Origin of the sequence: Streptomyces sp. NPDC059454, from assembly GCF_042749965.1 — a bacterium.
Lineage (GTDB): Bacteria > Actinomycetota > Actinomycetes > Streptomycetales > Streptomycetaceae > Streptomyces.
On sequence record NZ_JBHYVC010000010.1, the window covers coordinates 1 to 16,340 of the forward strand.

The 16,340-nt window shown below is 73.3% G+C and carries 14 protein-coding genes; 5 read left to right on the forward strand and 9 right to left on the reverse strand.

The window, feature by feature from the left end:
- Nucleotides 1–128 precede the first annotated feature (128 nt).
- The 9 genes from ACFXAE_RS09600 to ACFXAE_RS09640 all read right to left on the reverse strand — a co-directional run bounded on the left by ACFXAE_RS09600 (nucleotide 129) and on the right by ACFXAE_RS09640 (nucleotide 8,886).
- The gene (locus ACFXAE_RS09600) at nucleotides 129–488 is read right to left on the reverse strand and encodes an MmcQ/YjbR family DNA-binding protein (protein ID WP_384710622.1); all 360 of its coding nucleotides are present in this window, start codon (nucleotides 486–488) and stop codon (nucleotides 129–131) included.
- 30 nt (nucleotides 489–518) lie between these two features.
- Entirely contained in the window at nucleotides 519–1,064 is a 546-nt protein-coding gene (locus tag ACFXAE_RS09605) for a GNAT family N-acetyltransferase (protein WP_384710624.1), read from the reverse strand.
- The gene (locus tag ACFXAE_RS09610; protein ID WP_384710627.1) at nucleotides 1,061–1,648 is read right to left on the reverse strand and encodes a helix-turn-helix domain-containing protein; all 588 of its coding nucleotides are present in this window, start codon (nucleotides 1,646–1,648) and stop codon (nucleotides 1,061–1,063) included. Before ACFXAE_RS09610 ends, ACFXAE_RS09605 begins: the two co-directional genes overlap by 4 nt.
- A 346-nt stretch (nucleotides 1,649–1,994) precedes the next feature.
- Nucleotides 1,995–2,243 (reverse strand): hypothetical protein, encoded by a 249-nt coding sequence (locus ACFXAE_RS09615; protein ID WP_384710630.1) that lies wholly within the window; start codon nucleotides 2,241–2,243, stop codon nucleotides 1,995–1,997.
- A 158-nt stretch (nucleotides 2,244–2,401) separates the two neighbouring features.
- Complete coding sequence (locus ACFXAE_RS09620) at nucleotides 2,402–2,794, reverse strand: VOC family protein (RefSeq protein ID WP_384710633.1); 393 nt, start codon at nucleotides 2,792–2,794, stop codon at nucleotides 2,402–2,404.
- Nucleotides 2,795–2,973: 179 nt separating this feature from the next.
- Nucleotides 2,974–5,103, reverse strand: coding sequence for a cellulose binding domain-containing protein (locus tag ACFXAE_RS09625; RefSeq protein ID WP_384710636.1), 2,130 nt, complete (start codon nucleotides 5,101–5,103; stop codon nucleotides 2,974–2,976).
- Between the two features lie 326 nt (nucleotides 5,104–5,429).
- Entirely contained in the window at nucleotides 5,430–7,772 is a 2,343-nt protein-coding gene (locus ACFXAE_RS09630; RefSeq protein ID WP_384710639.1) for an FdhF/YdeP family oxidoreductase, read from the reverse strand.
- Between the two features lie 65 nt (nucleotides 7,773–7,837).
- Nucleotides 7,838–8,350 (reverse strand): SRPBCC family protein, encoded by a 513-nt coding sequence (locus tag ACFXAE_RS09635; protein ID WP_384710642.1) that lies wholly within the window; start codon nucleotides 8,348–8,350, stop codon nucleotides 7,838–7,840.
- Nucleotides 8,347–8,886: a SpoIIE family protein phosphatase gene (locus tag ACFXAE_RS09640; RefSeq protein ID WP_384710644.1), complete on the reverse strand. Its 540-nt coding sequence runs from the start codon at nucleotides 8,884–8,886 to the stop codon at nucleotides 8,347–8,349. Before ACFXAE_RS09640 ends, ACFXAE_RS09635 begins: the two co-directional genes overlap by 4 nt.
- Before the next feature lie 846 nt (nucleotides 8,887–9,732).
- Between ACFXAE_RS09640 and ACFXAE_RS09645 the strand changes: the two genes are divergently transcribed.
- The 5 genes from ACFXAE_RS09645 to ACFXAE_RS09665 all read left to right on the forward strand — a co-directional run.
- Complete coding sequence (locus tag ACFXAE_RS09645) at nucleotides 9,733–10,059, forward strand: fumarylacetoacetate hydrolase family protein (RefSeq protein ID WP_384710647.1); 327 nt, start codon at nucleotides 9,733–9,735, stop codon at nucleotides 10,057–10,059.
- Between the two features lie 159 nt (nucleotides 10,060–10,218).
- Entirely contained in the window at nucleotides 10,219–10,593 is a 375-nt protein-coding gene (locus tag ACFXAE_RS09650) for a CU044_2847 family protein (RefSeq protein ID WP_384710650.1), read from the forward strand.
- A 2-nt stretch (nucleotides 10,594–10,595) separates the two neighbouring features.
- On the forward strand, nucleotides 10,596–12,617 hold the full coding sequence (locus tag ACFXAE_RS09655) for a trypsin-like peptidase domain-containing protein (RefSeq protein ID WP_384710653.1): 2,022 nt from the start codon (nucleotides 10,596–10,598) through the stop codon (nucleotides 12,615–12,617).
- Nucleotides 12,614–13,579, forward strand: a complete 966-nt coding sequence (locus ACFXAE_RS09660) for an AAA family ATPase (protein WP_384710656.1) — start codon at nucleotides 12,614–12,616, stop codon at nucleotides 13,577–13,579. The genes ACFXAE_RS09655 and ACFXAE_RS09660 overlap by 4 nt, the downstream gene beginning before the upstream one ends.
- Nucleotides 13,551–16,340, forward strand: a 2,790-nt coding sequence (locus ACFXAE_RS09665; protein WP_384710660.1) for an SAV_2336 N-terminal domain-related protein, incomplete at its 3' end; no start/stop codon positions are given. The genes ACFXAE_RS09660 and ACFXAE_RS09665, both read left to right, overlap by 29 nt.

A 16,340-nucleotide genomic window follows, 5' to 3' on the forward strand; every position in this document is an offset into this window, starting at 1 on the left:
GCCCTCGACCACGATCGTGGTCGAGGGCCGTCCCCGTCCACAGCCGTCCGCCGTGCCACCGCCACGACAGACAGGACAGCGGCGTACGGCTCTCACGCCACGGGGCACCGGCAACGCCCGGGCGGTCCTCAGCCCGCGGGCGGCAGGCCCAGCCGGGGGTGCGCCTCGTGGAGCCTCGGCGGAGCCGCCTGGCGCCAGGAGTCGGCGAGGATGTCGCGCAGCTCGCCCTCGTCCTCCAGGGCGGCGAGGCGGACCCTGACCCAGGCGAACTGCGCCTCGTGGCCGGCGATCCAGAACTTCTCCGGTTCGGCGAGGGCCAGTTCGTCACGCTCCTCCTTGGGGCAGCGCACGGCGATGGAGGTCTCGTCCTCGGGCAGGGTGGCGAACATCTTCCCCGCGACCCGGAACGTGGGCATGCTCCAGGCGACCTTCTCCGTGGTGTCCGGCAGGGACAGGGCGATCCGTCGTACGTCTTCGGCATCCGGCATGGCAGGCACCGTAGCGGCCGGCACTGACACTCACCCGGTGCCGGCCGGTACGGGGCCCGCTCCCGGACGCTTGTAGTAGATCGTCGTCGGCCGCAGCACCCCGGCGGGGTCCGCCGCGTAGTCGGGGATGGCGCCGACGGGGATCCAGCCGGAGGAGCGGTAGAGGTGCTCGGCCGGGCTGCCGGTCTCGGTGTCCAGGTGCAGCAGGGTGACGCCCCGCGCGGCGGCGGCCTCCTCCGCGACGGTCAGCAGCCGCCGGCCGAGGCCCCGGCCACGGGCCGCGCGATGCACCATCAGCTTCACCAGTTCCGCGCGGTGGGTGCTGTTGGGCTTGTCGGGGAGGGCGAGGCTCACGGTGCCCAGCACCCGTCCGGGTTCCTCGTACGCCACCCACACCGCGAGCCGGCCGGCGGCGACGGCCGTGGCCCGTTCCTCCCACCAGGCGGCCGCCTCCGCGCGGTCGAGCGGGGCGAGGAAGCCGACGGAGGCGCCGTCGTCCACCGTGTCGGCCAGCAGCTCGGCCAACGCCGGGGTCAGGCCGGTCAGTCGAGCGGCATCCAGCCGGATGGTGTTCACGGCCGCACCACCGCCAGCACGTAGCGCACGCCCTCCGGGCCGGGGCAGCGGAACCGGGTGGGTCCCCAGACGCGGAGTCTGAGGCAGTCGCCGTCGCCGAGCCGGTGCTCGACCTCCCGGTCCGTCACGGCGAGGGTTCCTTCCAGGACCCAGAGGTGCTGTTCCAGGCCGGGGACGGGCGGCCGGTCGTAGGAGATGTCCGCACCGGCGTCGAGCCGGCCCTCGACGAGTTCGCCGCGCAGCCCGCCGTGCGGCGGGGACACCGACCGGCGGACGAAGCCGGAGGCCCTGTCCTCCCACACCGGCTGGTCGGCGGCCCGCACCAGCGGGGCGGGCTCCGCCTCGATCTCGCTGAGCAGCTGGGACATGGTCCGCCCGTAGACGGCGCACAGCCGGTTGAGCAGGGAGGCGGTGGGGCTGGTCTCCGCCCGTTCGGCCCGGGACAGGGTGGAGCGGCTGATCCCGCTGCGTTCCGCCAGTTCCCCGAGGGACCAGCCGTGCTCGGCCCTGAGCTCGGCCAGGCGCGCGCCGAGCCGCAGGTCCAGGGGGTCCGGAGCGGTGCCCCCCACGTCGTCACGTTTCACATGCGGGACGATATCCCATATCCGAGAAAGGGGAAGAGGGTCAGCGGGCGGTTCTGGCGAGGTTGTTGTACACCCGTCTCAGATGCTTGGCCACGGGACACTGTGTGCCGTCGGCACCGCATTGGCGGCAGGCCCGCAAGTGGTGCTCGTAGTCCTGGCGTGCCTGTTCGAGGCGGTCGTGCGGCGGCTGCATTCGGCTTCCTGACGGTCGTCCGGGGCGCCACGGATCACGGGCGCCCGCGAGGATGGGAGTCGCCCCGGGTGGTTGCCTGAGGCGCACACCAATCGTGATCTTGTTACTCGCAGTACGGCAAGCCGGGCCGGCGGGCGGTGACACCCCTCGCGTTCACAGCCGGGCGCCACGGCGTTCCCCGCGCGGCAGCCACGCCGGACAGCCGCCGCCCGCCACGCCGGTGAGCACGCCGGCCGGCGACCACTGGCTGCGCTTCCCCACGCCCGACCCGCCCACCTCGCCGAAGGCGGCGCTCACGGTCACCGCGGTCGCCACGGCCGTCGCCGCCGGCAGCACCCCGGCGCCGGCCGGCACCGCGTCGGCACACGCGAACACCTCGGAGGTCACCACCGCGAAGCTCACCGAGGGCCTGTACCGGCCCGCCTGCTCCGAGCGGAACGACGCCCTGTGGGGCACCTCCGCTCCGCGCCTCCTCCCGGCCGGCGACGGCCCGGTCTCGGTCTCCCGGTCGAAAGAACGGAATGATCTCGACGGCAGCCACGTCCTTCCCGGACCCCCGGTCAGTTCTCCTGGAGCACGGAGAGGACGTTCCCGGCCGGGTCGGTGAACCACGCGATCGCCGCGGGGCCGTCGCCGCCGACCCGGACGATGCCCTTCTCGTCGTGGTCGAATCCCGGGTAGCGCTCCAGGCCGACGCCACGCCGCTCCAGTTCGGCGACGGCCGACACGATGTCGTCGACGGGGAAGTTGAGGATCGTGAACGTCGCGGGGGTGTGCGTCTCCTTCGGGTAGACGAAGACCCGCGCACCGCTGCCGAGCGTGAGGGCCAGTACCCGCATGTCCCCCTGCCCGCTCTCCTCCACCTGGAGGCCGAGGGTCTCGCCGTAGAACCGGCGGGCCCCGCCGAGGTCGTCGACCGAGAAACCGCTGTACGCCTGCGCTTGACCGAACATGCTCCGTGCCTCCTCCGCGGGTGGACCGTCCCGCACGTCCCAGGCCACACCATGCGCGCCACGGCGCCGGTGCGCGCCACGCGGGCGGCGGCCGGATGGTCGTGCGCCCTTCACCCCGTAGGGAGACCGGCCCGCCCGGGAACAGGTCACCCTGCCACCGGTCCCGGGTGGGCCGGACGTCAGCCTCCCGAGCAGACGGTGCCGTTGAGGCGGAAGACCGTCGGCTGCGGGTTGGGCCCGTCATTGGCGCCGACGAAGCCGAACGAGGCCGTCGAACCGCCGTCCGGGGCCAGCGGCCCGGCCCCTTCGGGAGCGGTCACCCGTACGTGCCGGCCGGTCTGGTGGAACGTGGCGTTCCAGCCGGAGGACACCGACTGACGGTCGCTCGGCCAGTCCCAGTCCACGGTCCAGCCGGTGATCGGGGTGTCCGAGAGGTTCCGGACGGTGACCGTGGCCACGAAGCCGTTGCCCCAGCTCGTGTCGCGGTGGTAGCTCACCGCGCAGGGGGCGTCCGGCGGAGTGCCGGTGGTGAAGGTCAGCGGAGCGGACGGTGCGGAGAGCCGGCCCGAGGCGTCGGCCGCCAGCACATTGACCGTGTGGGTGCTGCCCGGGGGCAGGTTCCGCAGGGTCACGGACGTGCCGGTGGTCTCGCCCACCACGTGGGTGTGCGCGCCGTCGCGCTCCTGGACCAGGTAGCGGGCGGCGCCCGCCGCACCCTCCCAGGACAGGTGCGCGGTGGTGTCGGTCACCGCCTCCGGCCGCGGCGCCCCCGGGGCCTCGGCGTCGGAGGCACCCGGCCCGGTGCCGGCCCGCGGGGTGAGCGTGACGGTGAGCATCCCGTACGGCGGCACGGTGACCCGGGAGGCGGACGCCCCGCCGTCGGTGACGTCGGTGACGTCGCTGTCGCCGCGCGCGTAACGGCTGACCTCGGGGGCGGCGGCGGCCGGGGTGAAACCCGTGTACTCGAGGTCCACGGTCCGTGCGGCGTCCGGGTCCTTGTTGATGAGAAGGACGCTCAGACGTCCGTCGCGACGGTGCACGGCGTGTGCGGAGACATCCTGCGCGGAGGACGCGGCGGCGACCAGGGTGTCGCCCGCGGTGCCCAGTTCGCTGGTCATCTTCATGCCGTAGTAGGGGTGGAACGGCGTGTTGGGCGCCGGTTCGCAGACGTCACCGGTGCAGGCGCCGCTGGAGAGCATCCCCATGTCGCCGTAGTCGGTCTCGCCGTCGACGGTGGTGATCCGGCCCGCGCCGTTGTGGGTGTTCCACCAGTCGACGGTGAACACGCCGTTCTCCAGGGCCGTCAGATACGCATCGGCGGTGAACAGGCCGTTGGGGCGGGCGGTGAGCATGGCGCCGCCGGTGTTGGTGTTGATCTCGGTGAGGGCGATGCCGATGTGCGGTGAGCGGGCGCCCGCGTACCGGTCGATCTGGTTGCGCACCTCCCGCAGTTCGCCGGGCAGCCCGGTCAGCTTCGTCATGGCGGCCTCGGCGGTGGTGTCGGAGCCGCCCGCGTACCAGTGGACGCTCACGAAGTCGATGACGTCGGTGACTTCGGAGAGCACGGTGTGGTTCCAGTCGCCCGGATCGCCCTCGCCGACGACGCCGTCCGGCCAGTGGCCCGGGGTGGTGAGCACCGCGCCGATCCTGATGGTGGGGTCGACGGCCTTCATGGCCTCGGCGTAGGCGCGGACCTGACGGGCGTACTCCCGGGGGCTCTTGTCCTCGTGCTCGTCGTGCTCCCAGCCGTTGCCGTAGTGGCCGTTGCCGTAGATCTCGTTGCCGATCTCCCAGTACTTCGCGTCGTAGTCCTTGGTGACGTTGGCGTACCGGACCCAGCCTGCCGCCTCCTCGGGCGTGCCGGAGCCGTAGTTGGCGATCAGGATCGGCTGGGCGCCGGTGGCACGGACGGTGCCCATGAAGGAGTCGAAGTCGGTGCCGGGTGCGACGTATCCGCCGGGCGCCGTGTGCGTCTCCCAGTGGTAGATGTCCGCGTACGAGCCGCCGGGGTAGCGCATCGCCCCGACGTCGGCCGCCTTCATCAGGTCGGCGACCTCGGGATCGTTCATGTGCGAGTCCCAGATGGCCGTGTTGACTCCGCGTGCGGTGTCGGGCATGCGGCCCAGCGACGCCTGCGCGTTGACCCGGACACCGGCGTCCGCGGGAGCCTCGGGGGCGGCGGCCGACGCGACACCGGCGGCGTTCAGCGGGGCCAGCAGGGCGAGCGCGGCGGCCAGGGCGGCGGCGGCACGTGCGAAGTGGCGGATGCCGGTACCGGCCGGCCGGCCGGATCTCTGCGGTAAGGACATGGGGATCCTCCCTCGGGGTCCGGCGGCACGGGCGGGGCGGCGGATGCCGGACCCTGCGGCCGGACAGGCGGAGTGCCGGTGCGGCAGCAGGACGTTCCGCGCCGGTGGCACAGGAAACGGTGCGTGGATGCGGTGCGGTCGAGCACGGGCGTCACACGGCGGAACCCGTCGATGGGAGCGCTCCCATGATGGGAGCGGAGGGACGCTCTGTCAACAGAGGAGCGGACTCGGCGGCAGCGCCGTCCCGTCCGTGCCGCACCGCACCGGCGCGGCACGGACGTACGGGTCTTCCGGCACGCGCCCACCGCCGGGCGGCGCGGCCGGGATCAGGACGGTGCGCCCCCTCCCGTCGCGGGCGTCGTCGCACGGGCCGCCCCCTCCCGGGGCTCCAGCCTCACCACGATCCCCTTCGACGTCGGCGTATTGCTCTGGTACGCCACGCTCTCCAGCGGCACCAGCACATTGGTCTCCGGGTAGTAGGCCGCCGCACAGCCCCGTGAGGTCGGGTAGCCGACCACCCGGAAGTTCTCCGCCCGGCGTTCGGCACCGTCCTCCCAGACACCGACCAGGTCGACCGGCGCGCCTTCCTCCAGACCCAGTTCGCGCATGTCGTACCAGTTGACGAGGACGACGCGGCGGGAGCCGTGGATGCCGCGGTAACGGTCGTCGTCCGAGTACGGAACGGTGTTCCACTGGTCGTGGGAGCGCAGGCTCTGCAGGATCAGGTGGCCGGGCGGGGCGGTCAGGGCCTCGAAGTCGTTGCGGCTGAAGAGGGCCTTGCCGGCGGGGGTGGGGAAGACGCCCTCGTTGACCGGGTTGGGCAGGCAGAAGCCGCCGGGGCGGCGGACGCGGGTGTTGAAGTCCTCGAAACCGGGGACGACGCGGGAGACGTGGTCGCGGACGCAGTCGTAGTCGGCCTCGAAGCGTTCCCAGCGGACGGGGACCCTGTCGCCGAGGGTGCGGCGGGCCAGACGGCTGAGGATGGCGACCTCGCTGAGGAGGTGCTTGGAGGCCGGTTCGAGGACGCCGCGGGAGGCGTGGATCCGGCTCATGGAGTCCTCGACGGTGACGAACTGCTCGCCGGTGGCCTGCACGTCCCGCTCGGTGCGGCCGAGGGTGGGCAGGATCAGGGCGGTCTCGCCGCACACGACGTGGGAGCGGTTGAGCTTGGTGGAGATGTGCGCGGTCAGCCGGCAGGTGCGCATGGCGGCCTCGCTGACCTCGCTGTCCGAGATGGCACGGACGAAGTTCCCGGCCAGGCCGAGGAACACCTTGGCACGGCCGTCGCGCATGGCCCGGACGGAGGCGACGGAGTCCCAGCCGTGCTCGCGGGGCGGCTCGAAGCGGAACTCGCGGGCGAGGGCGTCGAGGAAGTGGTCCGGCATCCGCTCCCAGATGCCCATGGTCCGGTCGCCCTGCACGTTGCTGTGACCGCGCACGGGGCAGGCACCGGCTCCGAACCTGCCGACGTTGCCGCGCAGCAGCAGGAAGTTGACCACCTCGCGGATGGTGGGCACGCCGTGCCTGTGCTGGGTCAGGCCCATCGCCCAGCAGACGATCACCCGCTCGCTCCCGAGGACCATGTCGCGCACCTCCTCGATCCGGGCGCGGGCCAGCCCGGTGGCCTTCTCGACCTCGGGCCAGGAGACAGTGGCGCGCAGATGCCGGGCGAACTCCTCGAAACCCTCGGTGTGGACGTTGATGAAGTCCTGGTCGAGGACGGTGCCGGGCGCGGCCTCCTCCGCCTCCAGGAGCAGGAGGTTGAGCGCCTGGAACAGCGCGAGATCACCGCCGATCCTGATGTGGAGGAAGCGGTCGGCGATCCGTGTCCCGCGGCCGATGACGCCGCGGGGGCGCTGGGGCTGCTTGAAGCGGGCCAGCCCCGCCTCGGGCAGCGGGTTGACTGCGACGATCCTGCCACCGCGGCGCTTGCACTCCTCCAGCGCGGACAGCATCCGGGGGTGGTTGGTGCCCGGATTCTGACCGACGGTCAGGATGAGGTCGGCGTGGTGGATGTCGCGCAGCGACACGTCGCCCTTGCCCGTGCCGAGGGTCTCGTTCAGCGCGGTGCCACTGGACTCGTGGCACATGTTGGAGCAGTCCGGCAGGTTGTTGGTGCCGAACGCGCGGGCGAAGAGCTGCAGGACGAACGCCGCCTCGTTACTGGCGCGACCGGAGGTGTAGAAGACCGCCTCGTCCGGGGAGTCCAGCGCTCCCAGCTCGTCGGCGAGCAGGTCGAGGGCGTCGCTCCAGCTGATGGGCTCGTAGTGGTCGGAGCCGGGTCGCTTGACCATGGGCCGGGTGAGGCGGCCCTGCTGGTTGAGCCACCGGTCGGACTTCCCGGCCAGCTCGCTGATCGGGTACCGGCGGAAGAAGTCGGGTGTGACACGGCGTGAGGTGGCCTCGTCGTTGGTGTGCTTGGCGCCGTTCTCGCAGTACTCGTTCATGGGGCGGTGCCCCGGTTCGGGCTCGGGCCACGCGCAGCCGGGGCAGTCGAAGCCCCGGACCTGGTTGAGGTTCAGCAGCGTGAGCCCCGTGCGCCGGGCCGACGTCTGGTCCAGGGAGTACTTCATCGCGTGGTACACCGCCGGTACGCCCGCGGCCCAGGTCTTGGGCGGAGTGACCTCGAGGCGGTCGTCGGCCGGTTCCTCGCTCGACGGCTTCTGCAACGTGATCTCTCCTCGCTCCGTGTCGTACCCCCCTGACGCCCGCCCGGTCCGGCCGGGCGGGCCGGTCAGCCGGTCGGCCAGGTCGGTACGTGGGGACGACTCCGGCCCTCGGTGGGCCGGACGTGGCCCTTGCTGATCTCGCCGCGCCAGGCGCCGGTCTCGCGACCCTGCCCCTCGGTGAACTCCTTGAAGGACGTCAGAGCAGCGCGGACCGCACGGCGGGTGATGCCGAGTACGGCCGCCGCCTGCCTCACGGCTCCCCGGGACCGCAGGTCGACGCGCAGGGTCACCCGGCAGTGGCCCGCGCCGAGTCCTTCGAAGGTCGCCGTGCCGGTGTGCCGGGGTTCGTCGAGGACCTCCCAGCGGACCAGCCGGTCCGGGACCTGTTCCACGATCTCCGCGTCGTACTCGTACGTCCTCGGGCCGAACCGGGTCACCCAGTGGGTCGTCGACGCCTGGATCTGGTCGACCCGTCTGACGCCGTCCATGAAGCGGGGGAACGTCCTGAACTGCGTCCACTGGTTGTACGCCACGTGGACCGGGACGTCGACGTCGATCGACTCTTCGGTGGTGCTCATGGACTCAGGACCCTGCCCGTCTCCTCGCCGTCACCGGTGGCCGCGCGGCGCGGCACCGGGCGCACTCGTGTCACCAAGTATCCGGAAAGCGTCGTTCCAAGCCCACGGACGGCACGGCATACGGGTGACCGGCGCACGGAGGCGCACCGGCGCCCTCCGGCCGGCCGGGGTCCCACTCGGCGAAGTCCGAGGGGGCGAGGCGACGCGTGCGGGCCACGAGCGACGCGATGTCGTCGCTCGGCCGGTCGGGCAGCATGGCCTCGATCACCGCCGTGCAGACGGCCTCCGGGGTGCGGTCGGGCCCGGTCGGGGCGGCGCGCGGTGCCTCGTGCAGACGGCCTCCGGGATGCGGTCGGGGCGGCGCGCGGTGCCTCCAGGCCGGTGTCCGGGTCGCGGTAGTGGCTCCGGTCGTGGATCAGCCCGTCGGTGTGGAGAACCAGTTTCGAGCCCTCGGACAGGGTCGGCTCCGCGGCCTCGAAGGGCAGGGCCGCACCCGGGCCCAGCGGCGGGGAGACCGGCAGGCGGGGAAAGACCACGTTCCCGTCCGGATGGACGACCGCCGGCCCCGGCCTGGATCACCAGGGCCACCACCGCGGCTCCGACCAGCAGCGACACGGTGACGACCTGCAACAGGAACGCTTGTCCCGCCGTGGTGTGCGGGCTCAGCGGTGAACGCGGCCCCGGCCTCGGGCCGCGACGCGAGTCGTCGGTTCCCCGTTGATCGAAGTGGTCCCGCGACCGTCGGTCCGGGCGGAACGACCGCTCTCCTTCCATGGCCGATTCCTGCCTCGCTCCGCATGCCGGAAGCGACAGCCGGATCCGAACCTGGATCCGAACCCGGACCGAGACCGCCGACCGCCGAGACCGCCGTGCCGATCCGCCTCCGTCGTCCACGCGGCCCTCGAAGGCGCGGGTTCTCGCATGTTCGGCCAGGAGATCACGTCGGATGGAGAGCCGGGAGGGACCTGCCCGCACGGGCCGCCGGCCACGCCGACGATCACCGCGAACGGTCATGCGCAGTAATGAAGGACGTCCCTCGGGAAGGCGTGCCGGCGAACCGCTTCCGGTTCGCCGCCGACCACCGGCGCCGCTACGGCGGGAAACGGCTGTGCGGCATCCGGGCAGCGCCCTCCCCGGTTCCCGCTGCTGCGCCGGACCGCTGCGGACCGGGCCGCCCGGAAGGCGGCCGAGGCCAGGTCCGCCGCCCGGGCACGGGCCGTGCACCGAGAACCGGACGGCTGCGAGGAACGCGCGGGAGTCGGCACGGTGCCTGCGAACCGGGCCGGACGGAGCACCCCGGACAGCCCGATCCGCGGCCTCGTCGGAGCCGTCCCGCGACCCGGCGCCCGGGCGGGCCCGCTTGCACCGCCGGCCGCACCGTCATGAGCCCGACGCCCGGGCAGGTGGCCGCCTGCGCCTCACGCAGCCCCCGGATGACGCCGGCTGACGTCCTGGGCTCGGGCACCTGCGGCAACGGCGGCTGTCCCGCCGGGCTGTGGGGGCCGTGCGTGAAGCGGGCCCCACAGCCGCTGAAGCCCGGCGACACCGTCACGCTCACCGCCGAGGGCATCGGTACCTTGTTCAGCGCCCTCGTCCCCGGCGTGCCGCCCGTGCCTCCGCCGGCCGGCCGCCGAACCGAAGGAGGCGTACGAACAGGTGCACGACCCGGTGGAGAACGCGGGCGTCACCTGGCGCGCACGGGCCGGTGACGTCCGCCCCTCTCCTGTGAGCCCCGCGGAGGTACGGCCCTGACAGGCCGGGATCAGCGCAGGCACGCTCAGGGCGATGCTCGGGGTCCGGTTCCCGAGCCGGACCGGAATCTCCCGATCACAGGACCATGGGCTCCGGGCACTGGCATAGTTGAGGCCATGGGGGATTTTGTGGAGTTCACCTTCGATGACGGCCAGACAGTGTTGCTGGAAGTCTTTCCCAGCCCGTTGGCCGACTCCGCCGCAGCCGGTGCGGCGCCCGGTTCCGCACCGCTCGTGCCCGTCGCGGGCAGCGGGCGAGTGGCGCGGGCTGCCCGCGGCGCCCTGCGGCAGGTCCTGCAGCCGCTGGTCCCTGTACTGCAGTCGGTGCACGAGACGGTGTCCGCCATGGACCGGCGGCCGCACCAGCTCACCGTGGACCTGGGCGTCAAGGTGGGCAACGACCTGACGCTCGGCATCGTCGCCAACAAGGGCGAGGCGAGCCTCACCGTGTCCGCGACCTGGAACCTCGAAGCCCCTGCGCCGACGGAGTAGCCGTGCGCCGGCAGCAGGACGACGATCCGGACGGGCGTGTCCGTCGGGCCTGGGCCACCGTCCACTCCCGGGGTGTGTCCGGAACGGGCCTGGGGGCGGGTGTGGTCGTCGCGGACGGTTTCCTGCTGACCTGTGCCCATGTGGTCAACGCGGCTCTCGGCCGGCACAAGTTGGAGCCCGCCGAGCCGACCGCGGCGGAGGTGCTCCGGGTCACGGTGTCCTTCCCGTGCCTCGGCAGCGAGCATCACCCGGTGGAGCTGGTCAGCTGGCTGGCCCCCGAGCCTTCGGAGGGGCACTGGTGGGAGGGTGACCTCGCCCTGCTGAGGGTCGATCTCCGGGACCCGGCCCTCAGCCCGGTGCCCGTGCGCGAGACACCCGGCCGGTGGTTGTCGACCTGGTACGCCAACGGAGCTCCGCGCTCGCTCGTGGACGTCTACGTACAGGCGAGCATGGGGCCCTGGTACATGCTGGACCCGGGCTACGCTCCCCTGGAGATCGAGCCCGGCCACAGCGGAGCACCCCTGTGGGACCGGGAACGCGGCTGCGTGACGGGCCTGGTGGTGTCCACCGAACCCGACCGGCCCCGCTCGTACGCCATCAAAGCCTCCCGGATGGTGAGGCTGCTCCACGCCGCAGGTGTGTTCCCCGCCGGGACGGCGACACCGCCCGACCCCAGGACACGGGCCCGGCGCCGTGAAATGGCCGACGCCCTCGACGGACTCCCCGACGGCAGGCTGGAGCGTTGTGCCGACCGTGTCGGCAGCGCCCTCGGCCTCTCCTGGACCCCGGGCACCGGTGGTGAACTCGTCGACGCGGCCCTGAACCACCCCCGGGGGATACCGGCCCTGCTCGGTGCGCTCACCGCGTTCCAGGCCGTGGCCCTGCGGGTCCGGGAGGCCGCCGCGAAGCTCGGCCCCGTACGCCTGCTCACCCAGGACGAGTACGACGACCTCGAGGACCTGCTCGGCCCGGCCGCGTATCCGGAGGTGCGCGCGGCTGCCCGCCGTGCCGTGCCGCACCTGTCGTTCGCCCATGCCGGGCAGGCCGACGTCGGGGCGCTGGTGGAGGACCTGGAGGACCGCGCGAGCGAACCCGGCGTCGTGCCGCCCCTGATCCAGGTGATCGAGGAGGTGGCCGCCTCCCGGCGGGACGGCGGGGAGCTCCTGCGGGAATGGTCGCAGGGCGTCGTCACCCGCCTGGGCGTCAGCCCGGATGCCATGGCGCAGTGCCGCTGGTCCGCCAAGTCCCGTGCCGCCGCCCGGACCGCGCGGCCGGTGCTGCGGGTGTGGCTGTGGCCGCAGCCCGACTCCGACGCCTTCCACTACGACATCCGCCTCTACGAACGCGACGCGCACGAGGAGCCGACGAGGACCTGGACGGACGGAGACGCCCTGCGCGACCGCGCCGAACTGTGTGCCGCGCTCTCCGAAGCCGTCGACGACCTGGACGAGTACGAGGAGTCGACAGGCGTGGAGTTCCTGCTGGAGGAGGGCTTCTTCCACCTGGCGGTGGACCGTCTGCCGACCCGTGCCGGATCCCTGGGGACGCGCCCCATCGGGCTGGACCGGGCGGTGGTCCTGCGCGGACAGAACGTACCGCGCAGCGGCGCCCGGAAGACCCGTTGGGAGCACGGCCGCAGCACCGTGGCGGAACCCTACGTCCTGCACGAGCTGCACGCGGCGAACGGCACCCTGTCGAAGCGGAGCGAGATCGCCTGCGTCATCGCCTGCTGTCCGCCCGACCAGCGCGACGGCACGCTGGCCCTGTGCCGCTATCTGGGTGTTCCCGTGGTCCTGTGGCACCGGGCCGCCCACGGTCCGGACACGGCCGAGGCGCTGCGGGCCGTCGTCGACGACGATTGGCCGCACAGCCTCCGCGAACAGGTCAGACAGCAGCGCGTCGAAGCACTGCACGACACCCTGCACATGGGCGCTCACCTGGCCCTGCTGTGGGAGGACCCGAGCTGGTCACCGCCCCGGCGGAGGCTGGCCAACCCGACCATGCGGGAAGGAGGCGCCGCGTGAACAGCGGACGCCCGCAGGAACGGCTCTTCCGCGGCGGCGGCGGTACGTACGACGACTCCGTACCGCTGCCCGAGCCCCCGCCGTGGCGACGGCCACGGCAGGACGGCGAGGCGGAGCGGCCGCGGCCGTACCTCATCGGCGACAAAGAGGTGGAGGTGGTCAACGCCGCTCTGCGGCTGCGCCGCCCCCTGCTGGTCAGCGGCTCTCCCGGCACCGGCAAGTCGTCGCTCGCGCACGCCGTGGCGGCGGAACTCGGACTCGGGCCGGTCCTGGTCTGGCCGGTGAACACCCGCGCCACGCTCACGGACGCCCTCTACCGCTACGACGCGATCGGACGGCTGCGCGAACAGCGCGAGGGCACGGACGACATCGGCAGCTTCGTACGCCTGGGCCCGCTGGGGACCGCGCTGGCCACCCGGCACGAGGGGCGCCCGCGGCTGCTGCTGATCGACGAGTTGGACAAGAGCGACCTGGACCTGCCCAACGACCTGCTGTACGTACTGGAGGAGGGCGAGTTCACCATCCCGGAACTGGCCCGCCTGCCCGAGAACCAGGCCGAGGTCGCCGTCCATGTGCAGGGCTCGCAGACGAAGGTGCGGGTGCGGCAGGGCACCGTCCGCTGCCGGGACTTCCCCTTCGTCGTGATCACCAGCAACGGCGAGCGGGAGTTCCCGGCGGCCTTCCTCCGTCGCTGCGTCCGGCTGGAACTGCCGGAGCCCGGTCCCGAGCAGCTCGAAGGCATCGTGCGGGCACACTTCACCCAGGACCTGCCGCAGCTCCAGGCGCAGTGGCCGCGAGTACGGGAACTCATCCGGACCTTCACCGACCGGCGCAGCATCGGCGGCCTCGCCACCGACCAGCTGCTGCACGCCGTCCACCTGCTCCAACAGGGCGTCCATCCGGAATCGGGGCACCTCAGGGAGGCGGTGCTGCGTGAGCTCAGGAGCGGCGGGGTCCGGTGAACCGGACGAACTCCGGGTCGCCCGCCTGTACGCCGCGCTGCGCGACGCCGGAGTGGAGCTCTCCCCGAGGGAACTGAGCGACGCGCTCTGGCTCGCCCTGCACACACCGCGGAACCCGGCCGGGGCGGCCGCGGTGGAGCCCGCTCCGGCGCCCCGGTCCCGGCCCGCACCCGCCGTCGTCCCCCGGCCGGAGCCGCGGGAACGGGGCCGGACCGCCCAGGACGCGTCCCGGCGCCCGGTCCACCCGTTCACCCGTACCCGCGACGGCGGTGCCCCCGGCGCGCCCCTCCGCATCCCCGGGGTCCGGGGTCTGCGCCATCCGCTGGGCGTCATCCGGGGCCTGCGTGCGCTCAAGCGAAGAGTGCCCTCCCCGCACCGGCAGGAGCTGGACGAGACCGCCACCGCCGAGGCCACCGCCGACAGCGGCGTCCTCGATGCCGTGCTCCGCCCCGCCCGGGACCGCTGGCTCCACCTCCTTCTGGCCGTGGACGACGGTCCGTCCCTGCGGGTGTGGCGCGACACGGTCGGCGAACTGGCCGACGCGCTCACCGGCTCGGGCATCTTCCGGTCCGTCCGCGTGAGCCCGCTCGACGCGTCCGCCCTCCTCACCAACGCCCCGACCGTCGTACTGGCCCTGTCCGACGGGGTCTCCGACCACTGGTACGACGGATCCGCCCACCGGCGGCTGGCCGCCTTGGCCCGCAGGGCACCGACCGCCGTGCTGCACCTGCTCCCGACCCGGCTGTGGAGTGGGACCGGGCTGGCGGCCGAACCCGCGACCGTCCGGACGACCGGCCCCGCGCCGCCCAACAGTCTGCTCGCCGTGTCCGGGTCATCGCTCCCGGCCGCGTCGGACCCCCGGCCCAAACTCCCCGTGCCCGTGCTCGAACTGGAGGAGCTGAGCCTGCGGCCCTGGGCCGACCTGATCGCCTCGCACGGCGGCGTGGCCGCGCTGCGCGTCATCGACGTGGAAAGCCCTCCCTGCCCCGGTCCCGACGGTGACGGCGGTGACGCCGTCGGCGGCCCAGGCACCGCCACCGACCGCGTGCGGACGTTCCGGGCGACGGCCTCGCCGGCCGCCTACGAACTGGCCGGCCACCTGGCGGCTGTCGACCCGCTGACGCTCCCCGTCATGCGGCTGGTGCAGGCCGCCGCCCTGCCCGACAGCGGCCCGGCCTGTCTGGCGGAGGTCATGCTGAGCGGCCTCCTGCACGTGGACGCTCCGCTGGACGGCCACGACGCCTTCGCCTTCGCGCCGGAGGTCCGCGGGGTGCTCCGCACGGTGGTCAGGGCCGGTTCGGCACAGCGCACGGTCGACGCCGTGAGCGACTTCATCGTCCCCCGGCTCGGCCGCACCCCGGATTTCCCCGCGGTCATCGCGGACCGGACGGGCACACTGGGCCTGCCGAGGGGCGGGGAGCCGCTCGCGGAGCTGGTGCCCGCGGGAGAGCCGTACGGCGGGGGCGGTCCCGAGGGCTGGGGCCGGGACACGGAGCCGTTGCCGCGGGGCACCCACAACCTGCCCGAGCGCCGTACCGTGCGGTGGGTCCCCGCCCTCCGGCACGATGTGGACTGGGTGGAGGAGACACTGGCCGGCCGAAGCGGTCTCAGGACGGCGGTGCTCTGCGGACCCGCCGGGTCGGACAAGACCACCGTCGCGCTGGAGTACGCCCACCGTCATCTGCGGGACCACACCCTGGTGTGGTGGATCGACGCACGCGAGCCGGGCGGTGTGGAGAGCGGCGTCGCGAGCATCGCGCACACCCTGCTCCCGGAGTCCGCCTCCGGGCCGACGGGTGCCGACGCCGCCGGCCGGGCCCTGCGGTGGCTCGAGTCCCACCCCGGCTGGCTGCTCGTCCTCGACCACGTCACGGATGCCGGAAAGGTGACGGAACTCCGGGACCGCGTCGGGGCGTACGGGCATCTCCTGGTGACCGCCCGCGCCCACGCCCGGGAATGGGCGGCGCTTCCGGTACGCGACCTGACGTCCGCCCACCGCGGCCGGCACGACCCCCTCACCGGTCTGCGGACCGAACTCACGCTTCGTGCACAGATGTCCGGCCTGCTGTGCGCCGACGCGGGTGCTGACGACGCCGGCCCCCACCACACGCACCTGCGCGCCCCCTCAAAGGACCCGGACACCGGGCAGCGGGGGCTGGCCGTGCTCCTCTGTTCCCTGGACGGTCTGGAGAGCGTCAACGACCGGTTCGGCCGCGCCGCCGGTGACGCCGTTCTCGTCGAGGTGGCCCGTCGGCTGCGCGAGGCCGTACGGGACGACGACACCGTCGCCCGGGTCGGGGACGACGAGTTCGCGGTCCTCGCGGGCGGGCTGGACCGGGCCGGAGCCACGAACCTCGCCGTACGTCTGCGCGGTGAGGTCGTTCCGCCGATCCGGGTGGAGGGAGGCGCCGTCAGGGTCGGCGCCTCCACCGCCGTCGCGTGGGCGCGGTGCGGCTCGGCACCGGAGCGGATCATCGACTCCGCCCGCAGGGAAGTCCTCGGACGTGCACGGGGTCTGAGCCTGTTGCTGCGCCTGACCGAGGCCCTGTGCGCCTTGACCTGCATGGAGGAGGCCCCGGGCCGGGCGTCGTTCGCCCACGTCCTCGCGGAGCAGCTGGGCCGCCCGATCGACCTGCGGGGCGCGAGACTGCGCGAGGACGTCGTGACCCTGGTGCGTGCCGCGCTGAGCACGGCGGGCGGGGAACACGTCCTGGCCGACGTGGTGCGGATCCTCGAAGGGGTGCCGGCAGCCGACGAGGTG